Here is a 23,851-nt window from a genome sequence, read left to right as displayed (position 1 = left end):
TCGAGGCGCCCGCGCGCGGCCGTGCGAGGATTCCGGAGCGGCCGGGCGGGCGGAAGCCCCCGCAGCGGCCGGCGGCCGGGCGGCTCAATCAGCCCGCGCCGCGGCACCCGATGGCGTACGCAGGTGGAGGAGCGGGGATGTTCGCACGATCGCTGGGGGACGACGGGGCCGAGCTCCGTCCGCTGGAACCGTGGCAGGCCGAGGAGTACCTGGCCCATATGGACCGGGGACGTGAGTTCATCGGCACCCACATCGCTCTGCCCGACGTCGTGGCCGACCTGGCCTCCGCGCGCGCCTACCTCCAGAGCTACGCGGACAAGGCGGCCGCCGACGAGGGACGGCTGTACGGCATCTGGCTCGACGGCACGCTCGTCGGCGGGGTCCTGTTCCGCGTCTTCGACCCGGCGCAGGGCACCTGCGAGATCGGCTGCTGGCTGGAGCAGGCGGCGGTCGGGCGCGGCCTGGTCACCCGCGCGGCCGCCCTCCTCATCGACTGGGCGGTCGATGTGCGCGGCATGCACCGGATCGAATGGGTGGCGTCCGCCGAGAACACCCCCAGCATCAACGTGGCCAAACGCCTCGGCATGAGCAGGGAGGCGGTGCTGCGTGAGAAGTACCTCTACCGCGGGACACGCCACGACAGCGAGATCTGGGCGGTGCTCGCCGAGGACTGGCGGGCGGCGCGGACGAAGCGCTGACGGCACCCGGTCCCGGCGGCGGCGAAGCGCTCGGTGAGCCCAGCCGGAGCCCGGCGCGGACGAAGCGCTCGGTGAGCCGGATTCCGGCGGTTGGCGCGGGCGGGGAGTCGGTGGGGCCGGGCAGGCGCCATGCGGGACGGGCAAAAGCCGCGGCCGGCACGGGCCCGGCGTTAAGGAAGCTCTCAGCGGCCTCTCAGAAACGGCACCTAGCGTGCCCGGCATGAACGTCACCCCCGCCACGACCGAGACCGACGCCGAGACCGACGCCGAGACCGAGCCCACGACGGACGCCGGGACCAAGGGCGCGTCCACCACCAAGGCGGCGTCCACCGCCAAGGGCGCGTCCACCACCAAGGACGGGGCCACCGTCGGGGGAGCGAGCGCCGAGGCGGCCCCCGCGACCACCGGCGCCGCCGGCACCCCCGACGCGCGGGGCACCGAGGAGCCCAGCCTCGAAGACGGCCACGAGGACGCTCACGAGGACGCTCACGAGGACGACCGCGAAGAGGGCTTCGAGGACGAGGGCCGTCGCGACGGCGACCCGGTTCCCGCGCGGGCGGCCTTCGGCGCGGGCGCCGCCGCCGTCGTCGCGGGCGCACTCGGCGCGGTGTCGCTCAGCGGCACCTGGATGGGCAAGACGCTCTCCGAGCGGGCCACCCTCATCGGGCAGATCAAGACCTCCCAGAGCGGTACCGCCGCCCAGCAGATCCAGGAGATCTACGGCAACTCCTGGCACACCACCGCCGTGGTCAACGGCGTCTTCGCGCTGCTCGCGCTGATCGTCGGCGCCGTGGTGCTCGCCCGGCCCGCCTTCGGTACGCCGGGCCGCTCCGAGCAGCCGGTGTGGGTTAAGGCCGTCGCGCTGGCCGGGGTCGTGCTCGGCGTCATCGGCCTGCTGATCTCGGTCGGCATGTACCTGGACCTCTTCGCGGCGATGCCCAGCACCAAGGGCTGAGTACCCCCGGCGGCCGGATGAGTACCCCCGGCGGCCGGACAGGACGCCGACGGCCAGACCCTAAGGCGCCCCCACCCCTGCCTTAGGCGGCTTTGGCCCGCAGGCCGGATCGTCTAAGGCGGCGCCACCTCAGGGATGCGGCACTCGCCCGATGTGGGAGAGGCCCCTGGGAGACGAGAGTTGAGGCATCGCAAGGAGCCCGGAACACCGGGACCGGGCGAAGGACCTCAACCCACGTCACACCCCAGGAGCATTCAGATGTACGACTACGACCTGTACAAGACCCACCAGGCCGAGCTGCTGCGCCGCGCCGAGCACGAGCGCCTGGTGGGCCAGGCCCGCCGGGGCGCCCGCCGCTTCGGGCGCCGCAGTGGCGGCAACGGGCCCGACGGGCAGGTGAGTTCACCGCGGGACCGGTTCGCCCGGGCCGCGTGAGAGCGCCGGCCGCCCGCGATGACGACCGTCCCGGACCGTCCCGTCACCACCCACGCGGCGGGCGGTCCGTCCCCGGCCGTGGCCCTCACCTCCTCAGGGGCCGCCTCCCCAGCCGGGGACGGACCGTCCGCCGCGTCGGCACCCGCCTGTGCGATGCTCGGCGGCGTGGAGACCAGGTCAGTCAGCCCCGTGTTCGTCGGCCGCGCCGACGAACTGCGCATATTGAACGAAGCGCTCGCCCGTGCCGCGTCCGCCGATGGGGAGCCGCAGGCGCTGCTCGTCGGCGGCGAAGCGGGCGTCGGCAAGAGCCGGCTCGTCGAGGAGTTCACCGGCGCCGCCCGCGCGGCCGGCGCCGTGATCGCCATCGGCGGCTGCGTCGAGGTCGGCGCCGACGGGCTGCCCTTCGCCCCCTTCTCGGCCGCGCTGCGCGCCCTGCGCCGCCTGCTGCCCGACGAGCTGGGCGCCGCGGCCGACGGCCAGGAGGAAGAGCTCGCACTGCTCCTTCCCGAACTGGCCAAGCCGGGCCTGCCCATCGCGCGCGAGGACGGCACGGCCCGCCTCTTCGAACTCACCGTACGGATGCTGGAGCGGATCGCCGTCGGGCGCACCGTCGTCCTCGTCCTCGAAGACCTGCACTGGGCCGACGCCTCCACCCGGCATCTGCTCGCCTACCTCTTCCGCACCCTGCGCCGCGGCCGGCTCGTCGTCGTGGCCACCTATCGCGCCGACGACATCCACCGCCGCCACCCGCTGCGCCCGCTGCTCGCCGAGCTCGACCGGCTGCGCAGTGTGCGGCGCATCGAGCTGTCCCGCTTCACCCGGGCCGAGGTCCGGCGCCAGCTGACCGGCATCCTCGCCGCCGAACCCGAACAGCGCCTGGCGGACGAGATATTCGAGCGCTCCGACGGCAACGCCTTCTTCGTCGAGGAACTGGTCGTCGGGCGGGACCCGGACGGCACCTGCCCCGACCTCAGCGACTCCCTGCGCGACCTGCTCCTCGTCCGCGTCGAAAGCCTGCCCGAGGATGCCCAGCACGTGGTGCGGATCGCCGCCGAGGGCGGCTCCACCGTGGAGTACGCGCTGCTCGCCGCGGTCGCCCGGCTTCCCGAGGACAAGCTCATCGAGGCGCTGCGGGCCGCCGTCGGCGCCAACATCCTGCTGCCGGCGGGCGACGGCGACGGCTACCGTTTTCGTCACTCCCTGGTCCGCGAGGCCGTCAGCGACGACCTGCTGCCCGGCGAGTGCTCACGTCTGAACCGCCGTTACGCCGAGGCGCTGGAGGCCGACGCCTCGCTGGTACGGGCCGACGAGCGCACCACCCGCCTCGCCACCTACTGGTACCACGCGCACGACGCCGCCAAGGCGGTGCCCGTGGTGCTGCGCGCCTCCGTCGAGGCCCGTCGCCGGCACGCCTACGCGGAACAACTGCGCCTGCTCTCCCGGGCCATGGAGCTGTGGGACGCGGTCCCCGACGAGGTGCGCGACGGACTCAGGCCGCTCGACCACGTCGGCTCCTACCCGGCCTGCGGCCGCGCCCCCGCGTCCGCCGCGCCGCTGCGCTACCTCGACCTGCTCGCCGAGTCCGTCGAGGCGGCCCGGCTCTGCGGCGAGCGCGAACGGGCCCTGAAACTCGCCAAGAAGGCGCTGCGGCTCATCGACGTCGAGAGCGACCAGCACGCGGGGAGCGACCCGCTGCGCGCGGCGTGGTTCTGGATCCAGCTCTCCCGCCTGGTGCAGAACCAGGGGCGCGGCGACGGCTGGGCCGAGATCGCCACCGCCCAGGAACTGGTGCGCGGTCTTCCGCCGTCGCCCGTGCACGCCGAGGTCCTGGCCACCGCGGCCGGCTGGCGCATGCTGCACAGTCCGGGCGGCGAATCCCTGGCCGAAGCCGAACAGGCCGTCGCCTACGCCCAGTTGGTGCGGAACGAGGAGATCGAGCTCAACGTCAAGCTCACCCTCGGCACCCTGATGCTCGACGCCGGCTCGGTCGAGGAGGGGTTCGCCACGATGCGTGCGGTGATCGACCGCTGCCTCGAACTCGGACTCGTGGGCGAGGCGACCCGCGGGCATGTGAACCTCTGCTCCGGTCTCGAATCCGTCGGCCGCTCCGTGGACGCGGTGCGCGTCGCCGACGCCGGGGTGTCTCTGGCCCGCAAGTACGGGCTGCTCGACAACGAGGCCTGGGTGCAGGCCAACCGTGCGGAGTCCCTGTTCAACCTCGGCCGCTGGGCGGAGGCCGCCGCATCCGCCGAGCGGGTCCAGCGCACCGCGCTGAGCACCAAGCCGCTCGGCAAGGGCGCCATGCTGCGGGCCGAACTGGCTCTGGTGCGAGGGGAGTTGGAGCAGGCGGTGACTTTCCTGGCCGATGCGCGTGCCGCGTTCGGCGCGCATGACCCGATGGCCCAGCACGCCATCCCGCTCGCCCGGATCGCGCTGGCCTGCGCGGCCGCGCAGGGCCGCATCGAGCAGGCCCGCGCCGAACTGGCCTGCGCCGCCGAGCACGGCTTCCCGCCCGGCAGCCAGCGCTATGTCTGGCCGCTGCTCGCCGCGGCCGCCGCGATGGAGGCCGACGTACGGGGCCTCCCCTCGGCCGGGCCGGGCCGGGCCGCCGCCCTCTCACTCATCCGCTCGACGGCCAAGCGGCTCCCGACCGGCGCGCCCTCGTGCGAGGCGCTGGCCCTCGTCGTGACCGCCGAACTGGACCGCGCCGACGGCTGCGACGCGGCCGCCCGCTGGGAGAGCGCCGCCCACGCGCTGAGGCCCCTGGATCACCCCTATGAGCTGGCCGTGGTCTGCGGGCGCTGGGCCGCCGCGCTGCTGACCGAGGGCGGCGACCGCGAGACGATCGCGACCCTGCTGCGCCAGGCCCACGCGGAAGCCGAGCGGCTGGGCGCCCGCCCGCTGCGCGAACAGCTGGAGCTTTTGGCCCGCCGGGCGCGGATCGCGCTGACCGCCCCGGATCCCGTACAGCCCGATGAGCCTGCCGATCCGGCCCAGGCGCTGGGCCTCACCAGCCGCGAGCGGGACGTCCTGCGCCTGGTCGCGGCCGGCCACACCAACCGCCAGATCGCCGAAGAGCTCTACATATCGCCGAAGACGGCGAGCGTGCACGTCTCCAACATCATGGCCAAGCTGGGAGTTTCGGGCCGGGGCGAGGCGGCGGCGCTCGCCCACCGCCTGAACCTCTTCCAGGAGGGACCGGCGACCGTCCCTAGGTGACGTCGAGTTCCAGGATGCGGTCGTCGCCGGGCTTCGGGGTGCCACGCGAATCGGTGTTGTTGGTCAGCACCCAGAGCTTTCCCGCGCCCGCCGCGAGTACGGTGCGCAGGCGCCCGTACTGGCCGGTCAGGAAGGCCTCGGGGGCGGCGAGCGGCTTGGTGCCGTCCAGCGGGACGCGCCACAGCCGCTCGCCCTTGAGCGCGGCCAGCCACACCGACCCCTGGGCGAAGGCGATCCCGCTGGGCGAGGCGTCGGACGTCTTCCACTGGGCGACGGGATCGACGTAGCCCGGCTTGCCGCCCCGGCCCTCCACGACGGGCCAGCCGTAGTTCTTGCCGGGCTCGATGACGTTGAGCTCGTCCCAGGTGTCCTGGCCGAACTCCGAGGCCCACAACCGGTTCTGGCCGTCCCAGGTGAGACCCTGCACATTGCGGTGGCCGGGTGAGTAGACAACGGATTCGGCGTCCGGGTTGCCGTAGGCGGGCTGCCCGTCGGGCGTCATCCGCAGGATCTTCCCGCCGAGCGACTTCGTGTCCTGGGCGAGGCCGCGGTCGCCGGTCTCGCCCGTTCCGGCGTACAGCATCCGGTCGGGGCCGAAGGCGATCCGTCCACCGTTGTGGATGGTGCCCTTGGGGATGCCGCGCAGGATGGTGTCCGGCGCCCCCAACTGCTCGCCCGCCGGCCGGTGCGGGTCGTAGATCATCCGGGCGATGCGGTTGTCGGACTCGGTGGTGAAGTACGCGTAGACGAGGTGGTCCGCGCCGTACGTGGGGGACAGGGCGAGCCCCAGCAGACCGCCCTCGCCCTGGTGGTCGACGCCCGGCACGCTGCCCACGGCGGTCTTCTTGCCGGTCGCGGTGTCCACGCGCAGGACGGAGCCGTCGTCCCGGGAACCGACGAGGAGGCCGCCCTCGGGCAGGGCCACGACGCCCCAGGGCGACTTCAGGTCCTGGGTGACGGTCCTGACGACGGTCACCGAGCCCTTGGCGGGCGGCAGTTGGACGGACGGCGTCGCGGCCGGGGCGGCCGCCCCGGTCCCGGACGCCGCGCTTTGGCCGTGCGGCTGCGGAGCCCCGGAGGAGCAGCCGGCCGCGAGTACGAGCGCGGCTGCGGCCAGGGCGGTGGCCGCGGTGGTTCGTCGCACGGTGGTGGTTCCCTTCGACGGGGTCGATGCGCTGGGTTCATTCTGCGGGGCGGGGCCCGCGAACCCGGTCCTTCAGTCGCGCGCCGCCGGAAGCGCGGCCAGGTCCGCCAGGTCCCGCGGGGTCAGGGACAGCCGCGCCGCGAGGGCGTTCTCGCGCACCCACTCCTCGCGCTTGGCCCCGGGCACCGGAATGACCTGGGGGCCCAGGCGCAGCAGCCAGGCGAGCGCCACCTGCCCCGGGGTGGCCCCGTGCCGCTCGGCGACCCGGCGCAGGCCCGCCACCACGGGCTGGTTGGCCGCCATCATCTCGGCCGTGAAGCGGGGGTGGCGGGCCCGGATGTCGTCCGGCTCGAAGCCCTGACCGGGGGTGAGCGTGCCCGTCAGGAACCCGTTCCCCAGTGGCATCGCGGCGAGCAGGCCGACCCCCCGCGGCGTGCACCACGGCAGCAGGGTCTCCAGCGCCTCACGCGACCAGAGCGACAGCTCCGCCTGCACGGCCGAGACGGGGAACACCTGCTGAACGCGCTGGAGCAGCCGCACCGTTCCTTCGTAGCGGCCCACGTGCAGCCCGTGCACCCCCGCGACCGGCGTGGTGCGGCGCACCGCTCGCGCGCCCATCGCGCTGAGCCCGAGCGCCCGTACCTTGCCCGCCGTCACCAGCTCCGCCATCGCCCCCCAGGTCTCCTCGACGGGGACCTCGGGGTCGGTGCGGTGCAGCAGGTAGAGGTCGATGACCTCGGTCCCCAGGCGGCGAAGGGACGCGTCGCAGGCCCGACGCACGTACCCGGGGCGGCCGTTGGCGACCACATGCTGGTCCCCGCCCACCAGCAGCCCGCACTTGGTGGTGACGAACGCCTCGTCGCGGCGCTCCTTGAGGACGCGTCCGATCAGCAGCTCATTGGTGAACGGCCCGTACATGTCGGCCGTGTCCAGCAGGTTCGAGCCGGTGTCAAGTGCCGCGTGCAGGGCCAGCAGTGAGCGTTCCAGGTCCTGTTGCGAGCGGGTGTAGCCCCAGCTCATCGGCATGCAGCCGAGCCCGATCGCACCCGCCCGCAGGGCCCCCGCCCCGATTGTCCTGCGCTCCACCTGGCCGGATCCCTCCCTCGTCGCTCCCCAAACTAACCTCTGGCCTCCAGGACCCTTCGCACAGCCTCCTGACCATGGGCGCAGACGGGTTCGCATAGCCTCCTGGCCATGAGCGCAGACGTGTGGATCCCCTTCGACCCGGCCGTCGTGCCGGGCCTTCCCGACTCCCTCACCTACCGGGTCTGGGACGGCGGCCCGGACTTCCCGGCCGACCCCGCCGACTGCGCCGTCTACGTGGTCCCGTACATGAAGCCGTCCGAGACCGCGGTCCGCCCGCTCGCTGCCATGACGGGCCTGCGGGTGGTGCAGACGCTGACCGCCGGCATCGACCACGTGCAGCCCGGCATCGGCCTTCTGCCGACCGGCGTACGCCTGTGCAATGCGCGCGGGGTCCACGAGGCGTCCACGGCGGAGCTGACCCTGGCCCTCGTGCTCGCATCGCTGCGCGGGATCCCCGGCTTCGTCCGGGGCCAGGACAAGCACGAGTGGCGGTCCGGTTTCTATCCCGCCCTCGCCGACAAGTCGGTCCTGATCGTGGGGTACGGGGCGATCGGAGCCGCCATCGAGGACCGGCTCGCGCCCTTCGAGTGCGCGCGTGTGGCGCGCGTCGCGCGCTCCTGGCGCACCACGGAGCGCGGCGAAGTGCACGCATTGACCGATCTGCCCGCCCTGCTCCCGCAGGCGGACGTCGTCATCGTCTCCACCCCGCTGACCGAACAGACGAAAGGCCTCGTGGACGCCGCGTTCCTGGGCCGGCTCAAGGACGGGGCGCTCCTGGTGAACGTCGCACGCGGGCCGGTCGTGGACACGGCGGCGCTGCTCGCCGCGGTGGAGTCGGGCCGCATCCATGCGGCACTCGATGTCACCGACCCCGAACCGCTGCCCGCGGGACACCCGCTGTGGGACGCTCCGAATGTCCTCATCAGCCCGCATGTGGGCGGTTCGAGCTCGGCCTTCCTGCCCCGCGCCAAGCGTCTGCTCGCCGCGCAGCTGACCCGGTACGTCGCCGGAGCGCCCCTCGCCAACCTCGTACTGACCACAGGGGAATGACCCTGTGCGAGGACCCGGATGCACCGCGTGTCCTCCCTCGCCCATGCCGTCACGGAGCGTAGAGGGGCTATGTCCCTGAGTGACGAGACTGGTGTATCGTCCCGACCGGGGGCCGGCGCCGTGTGTTGACGGCGCGGGGGAGCGATCACTGCGAGGGGGGCGACGGGCGATGCACGGCCAATGGACGAACGATCCGACGCGTTGGAACCGCCTGCGGCGACCCCGCCGCGCGCATCGCGCAGCAATGCACCGCGGTGCGGCGGCGACCACCAAGGCGATAAGCGACGCGACCGCGAACGGTACCCGGGAGCACGGCCCCTGGGGCCGCGGCCCCGGATTCCGGCTCCGGCGGGCAGGCGCCCCGGCGCGGCCCCGGTGGCGTGGAGCGGTCCGGTGAGCGCGCCGGGTGCGATTCTGACCCGGCCGCCGGTGGTGGGAGGCGGTGGGACCGGCATGGTGTCCCAACTGGTGCTCGCCGTGGTCTGTGCCGGATATGCCACCGGCGCATTCCTCGGCTGGGGCTCCAAGGAACTCGCCCTGATCATGGGCGACTTCGGCCTCTCCTGCGCGGCCCTGATCGCCGCGGTCTCCTGCTTCCTGTACGCGCGGGACGAGGCGTCACGCAGCGAGAGCAGCTTCCGGCCCGCCTGGCTGCTGTTCTCCTTCTCCTCCGCCATGGCCGCCTGCGGCAACGGCGTCTGGGGCTGGTACGAGGTCGTGCTGCGGCGCGACGTGCCCAACACCTCGCCCGCGGACCTCTTCTTCCTCTGCTTCGCGCCGCCCGCCATCGTGGGCCTGCTCGTGCTCGCCAAGCGCCCGGTCACCAGGGCGGGCTGGGTCTGCCTGGCGCTCGACTCCTGGCTCATCGGCGGCTCCCTGCTCACCCTGTCCTGGAGCCTCGCGCTGGCCCGCACGGCCCACGAGGGCGAAGGCGAGGGCGTCGGCCACGCCACGCTCACGCTCGCCTATCCACTGCTCGACATCGTGCTGGTCAGCATGGTGCTCGCGCTGCACTTCAGGCGCTCGTCGGCCAACCGGACCGCGGTGAACACCGCGATCGCGGCGCTGGCCCTGACCGTGCTGTGCGACGCCCTGTTCACCTCACCCCTGCTGCACGAGCACTACCGTTCGGGACAGCTCCTCGACGCGGGCTGGTTCGCCGGCTCCCTGCTCCTCGCGTACGCCCCCTGGGCGGCCGTCCGGATGCCCGCAGCGCCCTCCCTGAAGCCACTCGCGGCCCCGCGCGCCGCCCGGCCGGCCGCCGGCCGCGCCCAGGCCCCGCCGGTGACCCGGCCGCTCGCCAGCTCGCTGGCCGCGCTCACCCCGTACCTCGCGGCCGCCGTCTGCACGCTGGGGATCCTCTACAACGTCATCGCGGGCCACCGGGTCAGCCGGATGGCCGTCTTCACCGGCTGCACCGTGGTGCTCGCCCTCGTGGTCCGCCAGGGCATCATGCTGCTCGACAACATCGCGCTCACCCATGAACTGGCCCAGAAGGAGAACCACTTCAGGTCCCTGGTGCAGGGTTCGAGCGACGTCATCATGATCGCCGCCCCCACCGGCGTGCTGCGGTACGTCAGCCCGGCCGCGGCCGGCGTCTACGGACGGGACGCCGAGGAGCTGGTGGGGTCCGAACTCGCCTCCCTCATCCACCCCGAGGACCTGGGCCGGGTGGTGCACGAGGTGCGCCGGTTTCTGGCGGCGCCACCCGCCGACGAACCCACGACGCGGATCGAATGCCGCTTCAAGTCGGGAAGCGGCGAATGGCTCAATGTGGAGTCGACCGTCAACCGCCACCAGGGCGGCCTCATCCTCAACAGCCGCGACGTGACCGAACGGGTGCGTCTCCAGGCCCAGTTGGAACACAACGCCGAACACGACCCGCTCACCGACCTGCCCAACCGCGCCCTGTTCACCAAGCGGGTGCGCAAGGCGCTCGGCGGACGGCGCATCTCCGACCCGGGCACCGCCGTGCTCTTCATCGACCTCGACGGCTTCAAGCAGGTCAACGACACCATCGGCCACCAGGCCGGCGACGAACTGCTCATCCAGGCCGCCCGCCGCCTCCACGAGTCCGTACGCGCCGGCGACACGGCCGCCCGGTTCGGCGGCGACGAGTTCGCCGCGCTGATCCTCGGCGACGGCACCCGCGACCGCGCGGCCCGTGAACACCACGTCCGCGAGATCGCCGACCGGCTGCGCCTCACCCTGTCGCAGCCCTACCGGATCGACGGCAACGAGGTCCGCGTCGCCGCCTCCATCGGCGTCGCCTTCGCCGAGCCGGGCGTCGGCGCCGGGGAACTGCTGCGCAACGCCGACCTCGCCATGTACCGCGCCAAGAAGGGCGGCAAGAACCGGGTCGAGCTGTACGCCCCGCAGATGCAGGCCGAGGTGGTCCGCAAGACGGAGCTCGCGGCCCGGCTGCGTTCGGCTCTGAGCGACGGCGAGTTCGTCGTGCTGCACCAGCCCGTGGTCGACCTCACCACCGGCGAGGTCTCCGCGGTCGCCGCCCAGGCCCGCTGGAGGTCGGCGCAGGGCATCCTGTTCACCCCGGCCGAATTCCTGCGGGTCGCCGACGAGAGCGAGCGGGCCGCGGAGCTCGGGCGCTGGCTGCTCGAAGAGGCCGTCGAGCTCGCCGCCGAGCGCAGGCGCGCGGGCCTCGCCGCACCCGTCTCGGTCCGCCTCTCGGCCCGGCGCCTCCTCGACAAGTCGCTGCCGATCGGCGCGCTGGAAGCCCTGCTCGCCCGGCACGGACTGCCGTCGGGCGCCCTGATCATCGAGCTCGCCGACAGCGACCCAAGGATCTCCTTCGACGAGCTGGAGCGGCGCCTGGTGGGCCTGCGCAGACTCGGCGTGCGCATCGCACTCGACGGATTCGGCAGCGGCTACGCGGCGATCAACGCGCTGCGCCGGCTCCCCATCGACCTGCTGAAACTGGACAGGGGCCTCGTCGAGGGCGTCGTCGAATCGGCCCGCCTGCACAAGATCACCGCGGGGCTGCTCCGGATCGCCTGCGACCTCGGCATGCAGTCGGTGGCCGACGGTGTGGACGTGCCGGAGCAGGTCCTCGCGCTGCGCGCCATGGGGTGCACGCACGGACAGGGGATGGCGTTCTCCGGGCCGCTCGACGAATTCCGGCTGCGGCGGTCCCTGCTGCGCGGCGAATACCCGGTCCCGGGCGGGGCCGCGCTCTCGGTGCTCAGTGGCCGGAGCCGGCCCCTGCTCGGCTCACATGATGAGACGCCCGTCCCACCTACTTGACACCACCTGCGCGCCGGGGGGAGGGTCAATGCCATGCGCACCCGAATTCTCGTACTTGGAAAGCGCGTCGGCTGAAGCGGAGCCCCATGCAGGCTCCGCAGACCGCACCCGACGCGCTCCCCCTCGCTTGCCTCACGGCACGAGGGGTTTTTTGTTGCACTGGCACCCCTCAAGCACCACCGAAGTCTTGATCAAACCCCCGCAAAAACCCTCAGCTTCGAGAAGAGAATGCCGATGACCGAGCAGGCCACCGGGGCCCACCATCCGCAGCCGCGGCCCCGTAACGGCGGACACCAGTCCGCGACCGTCGAGCACGTCACGGGCGCGAAGTCCCTCATCCGTTCTCTTGAGGAAGTCGGGGCGGAGGTCGTGTTCGGCATCCCCGGCGGCGCCATCCTGCCGGCGTACGACCCGATGATGGACTCCACCCGGGTGCGCCACGTCCTGGTCCGTCACGAGCAGGGCGCGGGCCACGCGGCCACCGGATACGCCCAGGCCACCGGCAAGGTCGGCGTGTGCATGGCGACATCGGGACCCGGTGCCACCAACCTGGTCACCCCGATCGCGGACGCCCACATGGACTCGGTGCCGCTGGTCGCGATCACCGGCCAGGTCTCCTCCAAGGCCATCGGCACGGACGCCTTCCAGGAGGCGGACATCGTCGGCATCACCATGCCGATCACCAAGCACAACTTCCTGGTCACCAAGGCCGAGGACATCCCGCGCACCATCGCCGAGGCCTTCCACATCGCCTCGACCGGCCGCCCGGGCCCGGTCCTGGTCGACATCGCCAAGGACGCCCTCCAGGCACAGACCACCTTCGCGTGGCCGCCGCAGACGGACCTGCCGGGCTACCGGCCGGTCACCAAGCCGCACGCCAAGCAGATCCGCGAGGCCGCCAAGCTGATCGTGGCGGCCAAGCGCCCGGTCCTGTACGTCGGCGGTGGCGTCCTCAAGGCCGGTGCGACCGCCGAGCTGAAGGTCCTCGCGGAGCTCACCGGAGCGCCCGTCACCACCACCCTGATGGCGCTCGGCGCCTTCCCCGACAGCCACCCGCTGCACGTGGGAATGCCCGGCATGCACGGTGCGGTCACCGCCGTCACCGCGCTCCAGAAGTCGGACCTGCTCATCGCGCTCGGCACCCGCTTCGACGACCGCGTCACGGGCAAGCTGGACAGCTTCGCACCGTTCGCGAAGATCATCCACGCGGACATCGACCCGGCCGAGATCGGCAAGAACCGCGAGGTCGACGTCCCGATCGTGGGCGACGCCCGTGAGGTCATCGCCGATCTGGTCCAGGCGGTCCAGGCCGAGTACTCCGAGGGCCACAAGGGCGACTACACCGCCTGGTGGAAGGACCTCAACCGCTGGCGCGAGACCTACCCGCTGGGCTACGACGAGCCGAACGACGGCACGCTGTCCCCGCAGCGCGTCATCCAGCGCATCGGCGAGCTCGCGGACGCGGACACCATCTACGCCGCCGGCGTCGGCCAGCACCAGATGTGGGCCGCCCACTTCGTCAACTACGAACTGCCCGCCACCTGGCTCAACTCGGGCGGCGCCGGAACCATGGGCTACGCGGTCCCCGCCGCCATGGGCGCCAAGGCCGGGCAGCCGGACCGGATGGTCTGGGCGATCGACGGCGACGGCTGCTTCCAGATGACCAACCAGGAACTGACCACCTGCGCGCTCAACAACATCCCGATCAAGGTCGCCATCATCAACAACGGCGCGCTCGGGATGGTCCGCCAGTGGCAGACCCTGTTCTACAACCAGCGCTACTCCAACACGGTCCTGCACTCCGGACCCGGGGACGGCGTCGCCGAGCAGGGCAAGCCCAGCGGCGGCACTCGCGTCCCGGACTTCGTCAAGCTGTCCGAGGCGATGGGCTGTTACGCGATCCGCTGCGAGCGTCCCGAGGACCTGGACAAGGCGATCCAGGAGGCCAACTCCATCAACGACCGCCCGGTCGTGATCGACTTCATCGTCCACGAGGACGCGCAGGTGTGGCCGATGGTCGCTGCCGGCACCTCCAACGACGAGGTCATGGCCGCCCGGGGCGTCCGTCCCGACTTCGGCGACAACGAAGACGACTGAGAGCTGTAGGAAGAGGTAAGAGGCTCATGTCCACCAAGCACACGCTCTCGGTCCTGGTCGAGAACACCCCCGGCATCCTGGCCCGGATCGCCGCGCTGTTCTCCCGCCGCGGCTTCAACATCGACTCGCTCGCGGTCGGTGTCACCGAACACCCCGACATCTCCCGCATCACCATCGTGGTCAGTGTCGAGGACCTGCCCCTTGAGCAGGTCACCAAGCAGCTCAACAAGCTGGTCAACGTCCTCAAGATCGTCGAACTCGAGCCCAGCGCTGCGATCCAGCGCGAGCTCGTCCTGGTGAAGGTGCGTGCCGACAACGAAACGCGCTCCCAGATCGTCGAGATCGTCCAGCTGTTCCGCGCCAAGACCGTCGACGTCTCCCCGGAGGCCGTGACCATCGAGGCGACCGGCGGCGCGGACAAGCTGGAGGCGATGCTGAAGATGCTGGAGCAGTTCGGCATCAAGGAGCTCGTCCAGTCCGGCACGATCGCCATAGGGCGTGGCGCCCGGTCCATCACGGACCGCTCGCTGCGCGCCCTGGACCGCAGCGCCTGAGTCCCGCCGAGGGGGCTTCGACCCGCCCGTATCGCGAGACTCACCCCTTCCTCACTCACCCCCACCGATACGGTGGACGCAACACCAGCACACCAAGGAGATTTCCCAGTGGCCGAGCTGTTCTACGACGACGATGCCGACCTGTCCATCATCCAGGGCCGCAAGGTCGCGGTGATCGGGTACGGCAGCCAGGGCCACGCCCACGCGCTGTCGCTCCGTGACTCGGGTGTCGACGTCCGCGTCGGTCTGCACGAGGGCTCCAAATCCAAGGCGAAGGCCGAGGAGCAGGGCCTGCGCGTGGTGACGCCGTCCGAGGCGGCCGCCGAGGCCGACGTCATCATGATCCTGGTCCCGGACCCGCTCCAGGCCCAGGTCTACGAGGAGTCCATCAAGGACAACCTGAAGGACGGCGACGCGCTGTTCTTCGGCCACGGCCTGAACATCCGCTTCGGCTTCATCAAGCCCCCGGCCGACGTGACCGTCGCGATGGTCGCGCCCAAGGGCCCCGGCCACCTGGTGCGCCGCCAGTACGAGGAGGGCCGCGGCGTTCCGTGCATCGTGGCCGTCGAGCAGGACCCGCAGGGCAACGGCCTTGCGCTGGCGCTCTCGTACGCCAAGGGCATCGGCGGCACCCGGGCGGGCGTCATCAAGACGACCTTCACCGAGGAGACCGAGACCGACCTGTTCGGTGAGCAGGCCGTGCTGTGCGGTGGCACCGCGGCGCTGGTCAAGGCGGGCTTCGAGACGCTGACCGAGGCCGGCTACCAGCCGGAGATCGCGTACTTCGAGTGCCTGCACGAGCTGAAGCTCATCGTGGACCTCATGTACGAGGGCGGCCTGGAGAAGATGCGCTGGTCGATCTCCGAGACCGCCGAGTGGGGCGACTACGTGACCGGCCCCCGCATCATCACCGCCGACACCAAGGCCGAGATGAAGAAGGTCCTCGCCGAGATCCAGGACGGCACGTTCGCCAAGAACTGGATGGACGAGTACCACGGCGGTCTGAAGAAGTACAACGAGTACAAGACCCAGGACGAGAACCACCTCCTGGAGACCACCGGCAAGGAGCTGCGCAAGCTCATGAGCTGGGTGCAGAACGACGAGGCGTAGGCCTCCCGTCGGCGGGGCCGGGCACGCTTGGCTGCCCGGCCCCGCCGCCCGTCGCGCGTTGTCGCGGCAGGTGTGGACGCCAAGTCCAACCCCCATCGGGTGATCCTGCCGCAGCGGCATAAACCCGGCGGGGAACCCGCACTACACTTTCCAGCAACACCAACGCGTCAGGCCCACAGCGTCGTGCGTCTTCCACGCGGCCACTCCACCGCCTGCGGCCGTCGGAACGGCCGTCCGCAAAGGATTCAGTGAGGACCCACGTGAGCTCGAAACCTGTCGTACTCATCGCTGAAGAGCTGTCGCCCGCCACTGTCGACGCCCTCGGGCCGGACTTCGAGATCCGGCACTGCAACGGCGCCGACCGCGCGGAACTGCTGCCCGCCATCGCCGACGTCGACGCGATCCTGATCCGCTCGGCCACCAAGGTGGACGCGGAGGCCGTGGCCGCCGCGAAGAAGCTGCGGGTCGTCGCCCGCGCCGGCGTCGGTCTCGACAATGTGGACGTGTCCGCCGCCACCAAGGCCGGCGTGATGGTCGTGAACGCCCCGACCTCCAACATCGTCACCGCGGCCGAGCTCGCCTGCGGCCTCCTGATCGCCACCGCGCGCAACATTCCGCAGGCCAACACCGCGCTGAAGAACCGCGAGTGGAAGCGCAGCAAGTACACCGGTGTCGAGCTGAGCGAGAAGACCCTCGGTGTCGTCGGCCTCGGCCGCATCGGGGTCCTGGTCGCGCAGCGCATGTCGGCCTTCGGCATGAAGATCGTGGCGTACGACCCCTATGTGCAGCCCGCCCGCGCGGCGCAGATGGGCGTCAAGCTGCTCTCCCTGGACGAACTGCTCGAAGTCTCCGACTTCATCACGGTGCACCTGCCCAAGACCCCCGAGACGCTCGGCCTCATCGGCGACGACGCGCTGCACAAGGTGCAGCCGCACGTGCGGATCGTGAACGCGGCGCGCGGCGGCATCGTCGACGAGGCCGCGCTGTACTCCGCCCTCAAGGAGGGCCGCGTAGCGGGCGCCGGTCTCGATGTGTACGCGAAGGAGCCCTGCACGGACTCCCCGCTGTTCGAGCTCGACCAGGTCGTCTGCACCCCGCATCTGGGCGCGTCCACCGACGAGGCCCAGGAGAAGGCCGGCATCGCCGTCGCCAAGTCCGTACGCCTCGCACTCGCGGGCGAGTTGGTGCCGGACGCGGTCAACGTCCAGGGCGGCGTGATCGCCGAGGACGTCAAGCCGGGCCTGCCGCTCGCCGAGCGCCTGGGCCGGATCTTCACCGCGCTCGCGGGCGAGGTCGCGGTCCGCCTCGACGTCGAGGTGTACGGCGAGCTCACCCAGCACGACGTCAAGGTGCTCGAACTCTCCGCGCTCAAGGGCGTGTTCGAGGACGTGGTGGACGAGACGGTCTCCTACGTCAACGCCCCCCTCTTCGCGCAGGAGCGCGGCGTCGAGGTCCGCCTGACGACGTCGAGCGAGTCCCCCAACCACCGCAACGTGGTGACCGTGCGCGGCACCCTGTCGGACGGCGAGGAGATCTCCGTCTCCGGCACCCTGGCCGGCCCCAAGCATCTCCAGAAGGTCGTCGCGATCGGCGAGTTCGACGTGGACCTGGCGCTCGCCGACCACATGATCGTGCTCCGCTACGAGGACCGTCCCGGCATCGTCGGCACCGTCGGCCGCGTCCTCGGCGAGGCCGGGCTCAACATCGCCGGCATGCAGGTGGCGCGCGCGGAGGAGGGCGGCGAGGCGCTTGCCGTGCTCACCGTGGACGACACCATCCCGCAGAACGTGCTGAGCGAGCTCGCCGAGGAGATCGGCGCCAACTCGGCCCGCTCGGTGAACCTGACCGACTGATCGGCCCGCCAGGCTCGCTCCCCGTGCCCGGCCCACGGACCTCCGTAGACGCTTGTCTTAGACGGATGTCTGTGCGGCCGGGTACGCTGCTGTCATGGGACACCGCGAGGATCTGCTCGAAGGCGCCAAGCGCTGCCTGCTGGAGAAGGGCTATGCCCGCACCACCGCCCGCGACCTCGTCGCCGCTTCGGGCACCAACCTGGCCTCCATCGGCTATCACTACGGCTCCAAGGAAGCGCTGCTCAACCTGGCGTTCCTGCGGCTGACCGAGGAGTGGGGCGACGTGGTCTCGGAGAGCCGGGACAAGGGCGCCGTCACCGAGGACCTTCCCCCGCTCGAACGCTTCGAGCGGGGCTGGGAGAAGGTCATCGACTCCTATGAGCTGAGCCGCCCGGTGTGGAAGCTCCAAATGGAGATCGTCTCCCGGCTCGACGGCGACCCCGAGCTGCAAAAGGCCCTGGCGGGACCGCAGTTGGAGGGCCGCAAGGGGCTCGGCGGCGGCTTCCTCGGCATCGACGAGAACGCCGACCCCGAGCGGGCGCGGATCGCCGGGACCTTCTACCAGGCGCTGCTCGCCGGGGTGATGGTCCAGTGGATGGTCGATCCGGAGACGGCCCCCTCGGCCCAGGACCTGACCGAGGGCCTGAAGATCGTCATGGGACTCGACGGCGGCCAGGCCCAGGCCCAGGGCCAGGCCCAGGCCCAGGCCCAGGCCCAGGGTGAGGGTCAGGACACGGCCTGAGCCATGGGCCCGGCGGGCCCGCGTCCGCCCGTTCAGGACGGCTCGGACTCGGTGAGCGCGGCGATGAGGTCGTGCGGTGTGATGTCGCCGGACTCGGACTCGGGCCCGAACTCCTCGCCCGCCTCCAGGACGGCCGCCCGCGCGCTGCGCGGGAACATGGCCCGCTCGTAGGCGGTGAGCGCCGCCTCGACGTCTCCTTGGTGCTCGGCCAGCGCCGTGCCCAGTTCGGCGCCGTCGAGCATGGCCAGGTTGGCCCCCTCGCCGTTCGGTGCGGACAGATGCGCGGCGTCGCCGATCAGGGTCACGCCCGGCACCCGGTCCCAGCGGTGCTCCGCCGGCAGGGCGTGCAGGTGCCGCAGGACCGGCGGGACGTCGCTCTCGGTGATCAGCGCGGTGAGCTCCGGGGCCCAGCCCTCGAATTCCCGCGCGATCCGCGCGGTGGCGCCGACGGCGTCGGTGAAGTCGATGTCGCTGAACCACTCCTGGGGTTCGATCACGCCCACATAGGCGTGCAGCGTGTCGTTCTTCTCCCGGTGGGCGAAGATCTCCCTGGTCGGCTTTGTCGCGATCATGGATCCGCCGCCGACCGCCTTCGCGACGGCCGGGTGGCGGGTCTCGGCGTCGAAGAGATAGGTCTCGATGACGGACCTGCCGGTGTACGCGGGGGTGGCGCCGGACAGCAGTGGCCGCACCCGCGACCACGCGCCGTCGGCACCCACCAGCAGGTCCGTGACGATGGTCGCGCCGTCGTCGAAGGTGACCTCGTGCCGCCCGTCGTCGAGGGTGCGGGTGGCGCGGACCTTGCGGCCCCAGCGCACGGTGGTGGCCGGGAGTGAGTCGAGCAGGAGCTGTCGCAGGTCGCCGCGCTGCACCTCGGGGCGGCCGCCCGTGCCGTCGTCGGCCTTGTCGAACAGGACGGTGCCGTCCGGGTCGAGCAGCCGCATCGCCTGGCGGCCTGCCAGGATGAAGCTCTGGAATCCGTCCAGCAACTGTGCTTGTTCCAGGGCGAGTTGGCCGTTGTAGTGGTGGATGTCGAGCATCCCGCCCTGTGAGCGCGAGGTCGGTGACGGCTCGGCCTCGTAGACCGTGGACGCGATGTTGTGGACGTGCAGGACGCGGGCGAGCGTGAGGCCGCCGAGCCCGGCGCCGATGATCGTGACGTGGGTGGACATGGGACTTCCTTCGAGATCGTGGGCCCGTCGGCGGGTGTCCGGCGCATCACGCCGGGCACGCCGTCCCGGGAGCCGGTGCGGAGTCGGGCGCCGGCGCCATGGGTGCGGGGCCGGCTCACACCAAGGTCGCGGCAGCCGCCGACAGAACACCGACAACCCACCGACCGGCGCGGGCCGGCGCCGGCGGACGGCTGTAGGAGCCGGCTCACTTTCACGTCTACGTCTACGTCTACGTCCACGCCGGGGAAGTCACGCCGGCCCACACATGGCAAAGCCGCCGCGACCCTCGAACGTCGTCATTTTCGGAAGTCATTTTCGGAAGGCGCAAGTCGGCTGAATTGCGTGAGGGCTTGATGATGACCGCCCGCACCGGCGTTTGACGCAGGACCGGCCTGGAATTGGCCGGTGACCGCAGTAACGGCAGCCACATCACCCGTACAACAGCCCATCCATACGGCGCCGCTGGTGAATTATAGCTGTGCAGATGAAATTCTGATGACTCCCATGCAGGTCAAGGCCTTTTAACGACCTTACAACTGACGTGAGTTGGGCCCCGGACGGCTGATTCCGTCATCGTCACTGCGTGGCTTCCGACACTAAATTCGTCTCGTCCGACCATCGCTCCCCATCACTGGCAGAATTCCGGCCCGGGGCATGGCGCCCGGCCAAGGAAAGGGCATGATGAGCCACTTGAGATCTTCCGGCCGCTGGGTCAGAGGGCTGGTCGCGCTCACCGCGACCGCCGCGTCGACGCTCGCCGTAGTCGGCACAGCAGGCGCGGCAGAGCATCCGAAAGCCGCGACAACCGCCGGCCTGCCCAAGCCCGGCGACGCGTGCGGGGTGGCCGACCTCGGCACCCGCCACCCGTACATCAAGTCGACCGAAGTCTCACCGACGATCACCCATTTCAAGGGCTGGTACGTCACCCAGGGCTCGACCGGCACCCAGACCATCTCCACCAGCACCCAGACCACCATCTCGGTCTCCGTCGGCCTCAACGGCACCGTGCAGGGCAGCTTCGGCGTCGAGGCCCTCGGCACGGTCGGCGCGAGCCTGGGCCTGAACGTGCAGCTCACCTACTCCTCCACCAGCAGCGTGTCGAACTCCGTCACCTGGAACTTCGCCCAGCCCGGCTACTACGGCCTCTACAAGGGGACGAAGAAGGTCACCGGCACCTACAGCAGCCTCAACTGCAACCGCGTCCAACAGGGCGACGGCAGCTGGGCGCTGAAGTGGATCGAAGGGGCCGACACCGGCAGCTACACCACCTACACCGACCTCGAAGAAGGCGCGGTGCGCTGCGAGGACAAGGTCCCCGCCAACAGCATCATGCGCAAGGCGCAGGACCTCCTCGACTGCGGCTCCGCCATCGCCACCGCGAAGCACCCGGCCGGGCCGGTCACCTCGGCGAAGGCCGCCCTGGCCGCGCGCGAAGCCGGGAAGGCGACCACGGCCGGGAAGAGCGTGGCCACCGGCAGCTTGGCCCCCGCCTCGCAGACCGCCCTGAACTGCCAACCCGCCGTCTACCGGATCGACGTCCCCGGCAAGCCTCTGAACTGGAGCGCACCGCTCCTTGCCAACGACGGCATACGCCTGCGTGAATCCAACTTCTTCAGCGCCCACCTGGACAACTGGCGCCTGTGCAACGTGACGGAGAGCAACGGAGTCATCGAGGCGTCGTTGTGGAACTGGGGCAACGGCGGTTGCGCGACCGTCCCGGCGAACATCGCCAACCAGGAGCAGGCCTATCTGACGACGGCCACCTGCGTGGAGGACGACCTTCAGCGGTTCTACATCTACCGTGACGTGCCCGGCAGCTCGAAGATCGGTGTGCAGAACAAGTACACCGGTTCCATGATGGGCCACGACCGGTACGCGGACGGCGAGTTGATCCGCCAGTACTCCAGCGGCAGGCAGGACGGCACGGGCACGTACACCCTGACGGGAGTCTGACCGCCAACCAGCCACGCCCGCTCGGGCCCCGGCCTTTTCCGGCCGGGGCCCGAGCCACGTGCGGCGGGCGGGTGGCGTGCCCCCAAGCACGGGCACCGGCTCGGCCCACGGTGACCGGCGCCGTAGGTGCCGTGCCGACGCGCTCTTGCCGTCCGCCCGCCAAGCGGCTGTGCTCAGGGAACCCGCGGAGCCCGCGACGGCTCAGAGCCGCGCCGCCTTCAGGGCCATGTGCAGCAGCAGCCGGTCCTCGCCGCGGTCCAGGTCGAGGCCGGTCAGGTGCTCGACGCGCGAGAGGCGGTAGTAGAGCGTCTGGCGGTGAATGCCGAGCGTCGCCGCCGCGCGGCCCGCCTGTCCCGCGCAGTCGAGGAACGCCTCGGCGGTGCGGGCCAGTTCGGCGTGGGCGGGGGTCAACAGGGCCCGCACCGCCGGGTCCTGCTCCGCCGGGGCGGGCAGCGCGGTCAGCGTCCGGTACGGGCCGATCGCCGCCCACGTGGCGACCGGGCCGAGCCGGGGATCGGCACGTGCCGCACGGGCGGCGGCGGCCGCCTCCCGGTGGGCGGGTGCCAGGTCGGCGAGGCCGCGCCGGGCCGTGGCCACCCCGGCCGCCGCGCCGGACCCGGCGTCCCCGCACAGCCGCTGGGCCGCGGTCATGGCCGGGGCGGGCGCGTCCGCCGAGCGCAACCGCACCAGGGCGGCGAGCCACTGGCCCCCGCCCCGCACCGCGGGTTCCGCCGGCAGCGTGCACACCGCGGCCGCGCCCGGCACCGTACGGGCCGAGGGGGCGTCGTCGAAGGGCCAGGGCGCCACGCACACCAGCGCGTGCAGGCCCTCCGCGTCGGGGCCGAGCGCCACCGCAAGGGCCGCCGTCGCGGTGTCGCGCTGACGGCCACCCTCCGCGGTCAGCACCGCCCGGAACTCGCGCGAGAGGTCCGCGCCCGCCTGGACCTCGTCGGCGAGCAGCCCCCCGATCCTGGCGGCCACCTCCATCGCCGCGGCCAGCTTGTCCTCGGTCGGCCCCGGCTCGTCGTCGAGCAGCCAGACGTATCCGAGTGCGATGCCCCGATGGCGTACCGGCAGGCAGATCCGGCCGCGCAGGACTCCCGCGTCGGGCGCGGCCGGGATGCGGACCGGGCGGGTCGCGCGGGTGATGCCGAAGCCCTCGAACCAGGCACGGACGGCGGGCGTCGACTTCCTGGTCAGGATGGAACGGGTACGGACCGGGTCGAGCGTCAGTTCGCCGAAGCCGCTGTCCGAATCGTGCGCGCCGAAGGCGATCAGCCCGAAATCGCGGTTCTCCAGCGTCGCGGGGGCGCCGAGCAGCGCCGAGATTTCATCGACCAGATCCTGGTAGTCGCCCTTCACGTGAGCCATTCTCGCTCATCACGCACGCCGCTTCAGACATATGTATGAGATCTGGGCCACGGATGCGTGACAGCTGTCGATGGCAGAGGATCGTGGAGATCCTTAGGTTTCACGGTGGTTCTCCGTGCCGTCGCCGGAACGCCGGGAAGACGTCGCTCGTCCCTCCGGTCCAGGTCGCGGCCCCGTCTCGTTCTTTCCGTGGAGGTGCCCCGTGCTGGGTCCCGTGATCCTCGCCGCGTCGCGCAGCGACAAGATGCGCAGGCTTGTTTCGGCTGCCCCGATGACCAAGCCCGTGGTGAACCGGTTCATCCCCGGCGAGACCGTCGCGCAGGTCGTCCCGATCGTCGAGGAGACCGTCGCCAAGGGCCTCGAACTCACCCTGGACGTGGTGGGCGAGGACATCACCACCCCCGAGCAGGCCGCCCACGCGCGTGACGCCTACCTGGAGCTCATCGAGCGACTGAAGGAGCTCGGCCACGGCACCAAGGCCGAGATGTCCGTCAAGCTGTCCATGTTCGGCCAGGCGCTCGAAGGCGGCCACGAGCTGGCCCTTGCCAATGTGCGCCCGGTCGTCGAGGCCGCCGCCGCCATCGGCACCACGGTCACCCTGGACGCCGAGGACCACACCACCCTCGACTCGATGTTCGCCATCCACGACGAGCTGCGGAAGGACTTCCCGCAGACCGGCTGCGTCATCCAGGCCTATCTGTTCCGCACCGAGGCCGACGCGAAGCGCCTGGCCGACGCCGGCAGCCGGGTGCGTATCGTGAAGGGTGCCTACAAGGAGCCCGCCGAGGTCGCCTACCAGGACAAGGGCGAGATCGACAAGGCATACGTCCGCATCCTGAAGATCCTCATGGAGGGCGAGGGCTACCCGATGATCGGGTCCCACGACCCGCGTCTGATAGCCATCGGGCAGGAGCTCGCGCGGCGTGCCGGGCGCAAACTGGACGAGTACGAGTTCCAGATGCTGTACGGGATCCGCAGCGAGGAGCACCTGAGGCTCGCCGCCGAGGGCCACCGGATGCGGGTCTACACCGCGTACGGCACCGACTGGTACGGCTACTTCATGCGGCGCCTCGCGGAGAAGCCGGCCAACCTGCTGTTCTTCCTCCGGTCGATGATCACAAAGAACTAGATTTCGGACAGGCCCAAGACCC

At 71.3% G+C, this 23,851-nt stretch carries 17 protein-coding genes; 13 read left to right on the top strand and 4 right to left on the bottom strand.

The features are described from left to right. The first annotated feature begins 137 nt into the window (after positions 1–137). The 4 genes from ACGFW5_RS07785 (at position 138) to ACGFW5_RS07770 (ending at position 5,307) form a co-directional block, all read left to right on the top strand. On the top strand, positions 138–698 hold the full coding sequence (locus ACGFW5_RS07785) for a GNAT family N-acetyltransferase (RefSeq protein WP_393833276.1): 561 nt from the start codon (positions 138–140) through the stop codon (positions 696–698). Positions 699–918: 220 nt separating this feature from the next. After that, positions 919–1,653 (top strand): hypothetical protein, encoded by a 735-nt coding sequence (locus tag ACGFW5_RS07780; protein WP_393833275.1) that lies wholly within the window; start codon positions 919–921, stop codon positions 1,651–1,653. 258 nt (positions 1,654–1,911) lie between these two features. After that, complete coding sequence (locus tag ACGFW5_RS07775) at positions 1,912–2,088, top strand: hypothetical protein (protein ID WP_393833274.1); 177 nt, start codon at positions 1,912–1,914, stop codon at positions 2,086–2,088. 153 nt (positions 2,089–2,241) lie between these two features. After that, positions 2,242–5,307 (top strand): AAA family ATPase, encoded by a 3,066-nt coding sequence (locus ACGFW5_RS07770; protein ID WP_393833400.1) that lies wholly within the window; start codon positions 2,242–2,244, stop codon positions 5,305–5,307. Here the strand turns inward: ACGFW5_RS07770 and ACGFW5_RS07765 are convergent. Then, positions 5,300–6,451, bottom strand: coding sequence for a PQQ-dependent sugar dehydrogenase (locus tag ACGFW5_RS07765; protein WP_393833273.1), 1,152 nt, complete (start codon positions 6,449–6,451; stop codon positions 5,300–5,302). The two genes, ACGFW5_RS07770 and ACGFW5_RS07765, sit on opposite strands and share 8 nt — an antisense overlap. 72 nt (positions 6,452–6,523) lie before the next feature. Further along, entirely contained in the window at positions 6,524–7,537 is a 1,014-nt protein-coding gene (locus tag ACGFW5_RS07760; RefSeq protein ID WP_393833272.1) for an aldo/keto reductase, read from the bottom strand. 108 nt (positions 7,538–7,645) lie between these two features. On the opposite strand from ACGFW5_RS07760, the gene ACGFW5_RS07755 reads away from it, so the two are divergent. The 7 genes from ACGFW5_RS07755 (at position 7,646) to ACGFW5_RS07725 (ending at position 18,204) form a co-directional block, all read left to right on the top strand. Then, positions 7,646–8,587, top strand: coding sequence for a 2-hydroxyacid dehydrogenase (locus ACGFW5_RS07755; protein ID WP_393833271.1), 942 nt, complete (start codon positions 7,646–7,648; stop codon positions 8,585–8,587). Positions 8,588–8,980: 393 nt separating this feature from the next. After that, on the top strand, positions 8,981–11,848 hold the full coding sequence (locus ACGFW5_RS07750; RefSeq protein WP_393833270.1) for a putative bifunctional diguanylate cyclase/phosphodiesterase: 2,868 nt from the start codon (positions 8,981–8,983) through the stop codon (positions 11,846–11,848). 228 nt (positions 11,849–12,076) lie between these two features. Further along, positions 12,077–13,945: an acetolactate synthase large subunit gene (locus ACGFW5_RS07745; protein ID WP_393833269.1), complete on the top strand. Its 1,869-nt coding sequence runs from the start codon at positions 12,077–12,079 to the stop codon at positions 13,943–13,945. A 26-nt stretch (positions 13,946–13,971) separates the two neighbouring features. Beyond that, entirely contained in the window at positions 13,972–14,499 is a 528-nt protein-coding gene (ilvN, locus tag ACGFW5_RS07740; RefSeq protein ID WP_100577584.1) for an acetolactate synthase small subunit, read from the top strand. A 108-nt stretch (positions 14,500–14,607) separates the two neighbouring features. After that, positions 14,608–15,609 carry a ketol-acid reductoisomerase gene (gene ilvC, locus ACGFW5_RS07735; protein ID WP_393833268.1) on the top strand — a complete coding sequence of 334 codons (1,002 nt, stop codon included), beginning with the start codon at positions 14,608–14,610 and terminating at the stop codon, positions 15,607–15,609. A 260-nt stretch (positions 15,610–15,869) separates the two neighbouring features. Beyond that, the gene (gene serA, locus ACGFW5_RS07730; protein ID WP_393833267.1) at positions 15,870–17,462 is read left to right on the top strand and encodes a phosphoglycerate dehydrogenase; all 1,593 of its coding nucleotides are present in this window, start codon (positions 15,870–15,872) and stop codon (positions 17,460–17,462) included. 94 nt (positions 17,463–17,556) lie between these two features. Continuing rightward, positions 17,557–18,204, top strand: a complete 648-nt coding sequence (locus ACGFW5_RS07725; protein WP_393833266.1) for a TetR/AcrR family transcriptional regulator — start codon at positions 17,557–17,559, stop codon at positions 18,202–18,204. A gap of 32 nt (positions 18,205–18,236) precedes the next feature. Here the strand turns inward: ACGFW5_RS07725 and ACGFW5_RS07720 are convergent, their stop codons facing one another. Beyond that, a complete protein-coding gene (locus ACGFW5_RS07720) occupies positions 18,237–19,376 on the bottom strand; it encodes an FAD-dependent oxidoreductase (RefSeq protein WP_393833265.1) in 1,140 nt (379 codons plus the stop codon). Between the two features lie 681 nt (positions 19,377–20,057). Between ACGFW5_RS07720 and ACGFW5_RS07715 the strand changes: the two genes are divergently transcribed. Then, the gene (locus tag ACGFW5_RS07715) at positions 20,058–21,329 is read left to right on the top strand and encodes a hypothetical protein (protein WP_393833399.1); all 1,272 of its coding nucleotides are present in this window, start codon (positions 20,058–20,060) and stop codon (positions 21,327–21,329) included. Positions 21,330–21,530: 201 nt separating this feature from the next. Here the strand turns inward: ACGFW5_RS07715 and ACGFW5_RS07710 are convergent, their stop codons facing one another. Beyond that, a complete protein-coding gene (locus ACGFW5_RS07710; RefSeq protein WP_393833264.1) occupies positions 21,531–22,700 on the bottom strand; it encodes a PucR family transcriptional regulator in 1,170 nt (389 codons plus the stop codon). Positions 22,701–22,902: 202 nt separating this feature from the next. On the opposite strand from ACGFW5_RS07710, the gene ACGFW5_RS07705 reads away from it, so the two are divergent. Beyond that, a complete protein-coding gene (locus tag ACGFW5_RS07705) occupies positions 22,903–23,829 on the top strand; it encodes a proline dehydrogenase family protein (protein ID WP_393833263.1) in 927 nt (308 codons plus the stop codon). The last annotated feature ends 22 nt before the right edge of the window (positions 23,830–23,851 follow it).

The sequence above is a fragment of the Streptomyces sp. NPDC048416 genome, from assembly GCF_043200435.1.
Taxonomy (GTDB): Bacteria; Actinomycetota; Actinomycetes; order Streptomycetales; family Streptomycetaceae; genus Streptomyces.
Note: the sequence above shows the minus strand (reverse complement) of the source record. Positions and strands in the feature narration are given on the sequence as shown.

Bases quoted from the DNA above. Each gene is read 5' to 3' on its own strand.
- ACGFW5_RS07785 (WP_393833276.1), top strand. From the start codon at position 138: ATGTTCGCACGATCGCTGGGGGACGACGGGGCCGAGCTCCGTCCGCTG.
- ACGFW5_RS07780 (WP_393833275.1), top strand. From the start codon at position 919: ATGAACGTCACCCCCGCCACGACCGAGACCGACGCCGAGACCGACGCC.
- ACGFW5_RS07775 (WP_393833274.1), top strand. From the start codon at position 1,912: ATGTACGACTACGACCTGTACAAGACCCACCAGGCCGAGCTGCTGCGC.
- ACGFW5_RS07770 (WP_393833400.1), top strand. From the start codon at position 2,242: ATGCTCGGCGGCGTGGAGACCAGGTCAGTCAGCCCCGTGTTCGTCGGC.
- ACGFW5_RS07755 (WP_393833271.1), top strand. From the start codon at position 7,646: ATGAGCGCAGACGTGTGGATCCCCTTCGACCCGGCCGTCGTGCCGGGC.
- ACGFW5_RS07745 (WP_393833269.1), top strand. From the start codon at position 12,077: ATGCCGATGACCGAGCAGGCCACCGGGGCCCACCATCCGCAGCCGCGG.
- ilvN (WP_100577584.1), top strand. From the start codon at position 13,972: ATGTCCACCAAGCACACGCTCTCGGTCCTGGTCGAGAACACCCCCGGC.
- ACGFW5_RS07725 (WP_393833266.1), top strand. From the start codon at position 17,557: ATGGGACACCGCGAGGATCTGCTCGAAGGCGCCAAGCGCTGCCTGCTG.
- ACGFW5_RS07720 (WP_393833265.1), bottom strand. From the start codon at position 19,376: ATGTCCACCCACGTCACGATCATCGGCGCCGGGCTCGGCGGCCTCACG.
- ACGFW5_RS07715 (WP_393833399.1), top strand. From the start codon at position 20,058: ATGAGCCACTTGAGATCTTCCGGCCGCTGGGTCAGAGGGCTGGTCGCG.
- ACGFW5_RS07710 (WP_393833264.1), bottom strand. From the start codon at position 22,700: ATGGCTCACGTGAAGGGCGACTACCAGGATCTGGTCGATGAAATCTCG.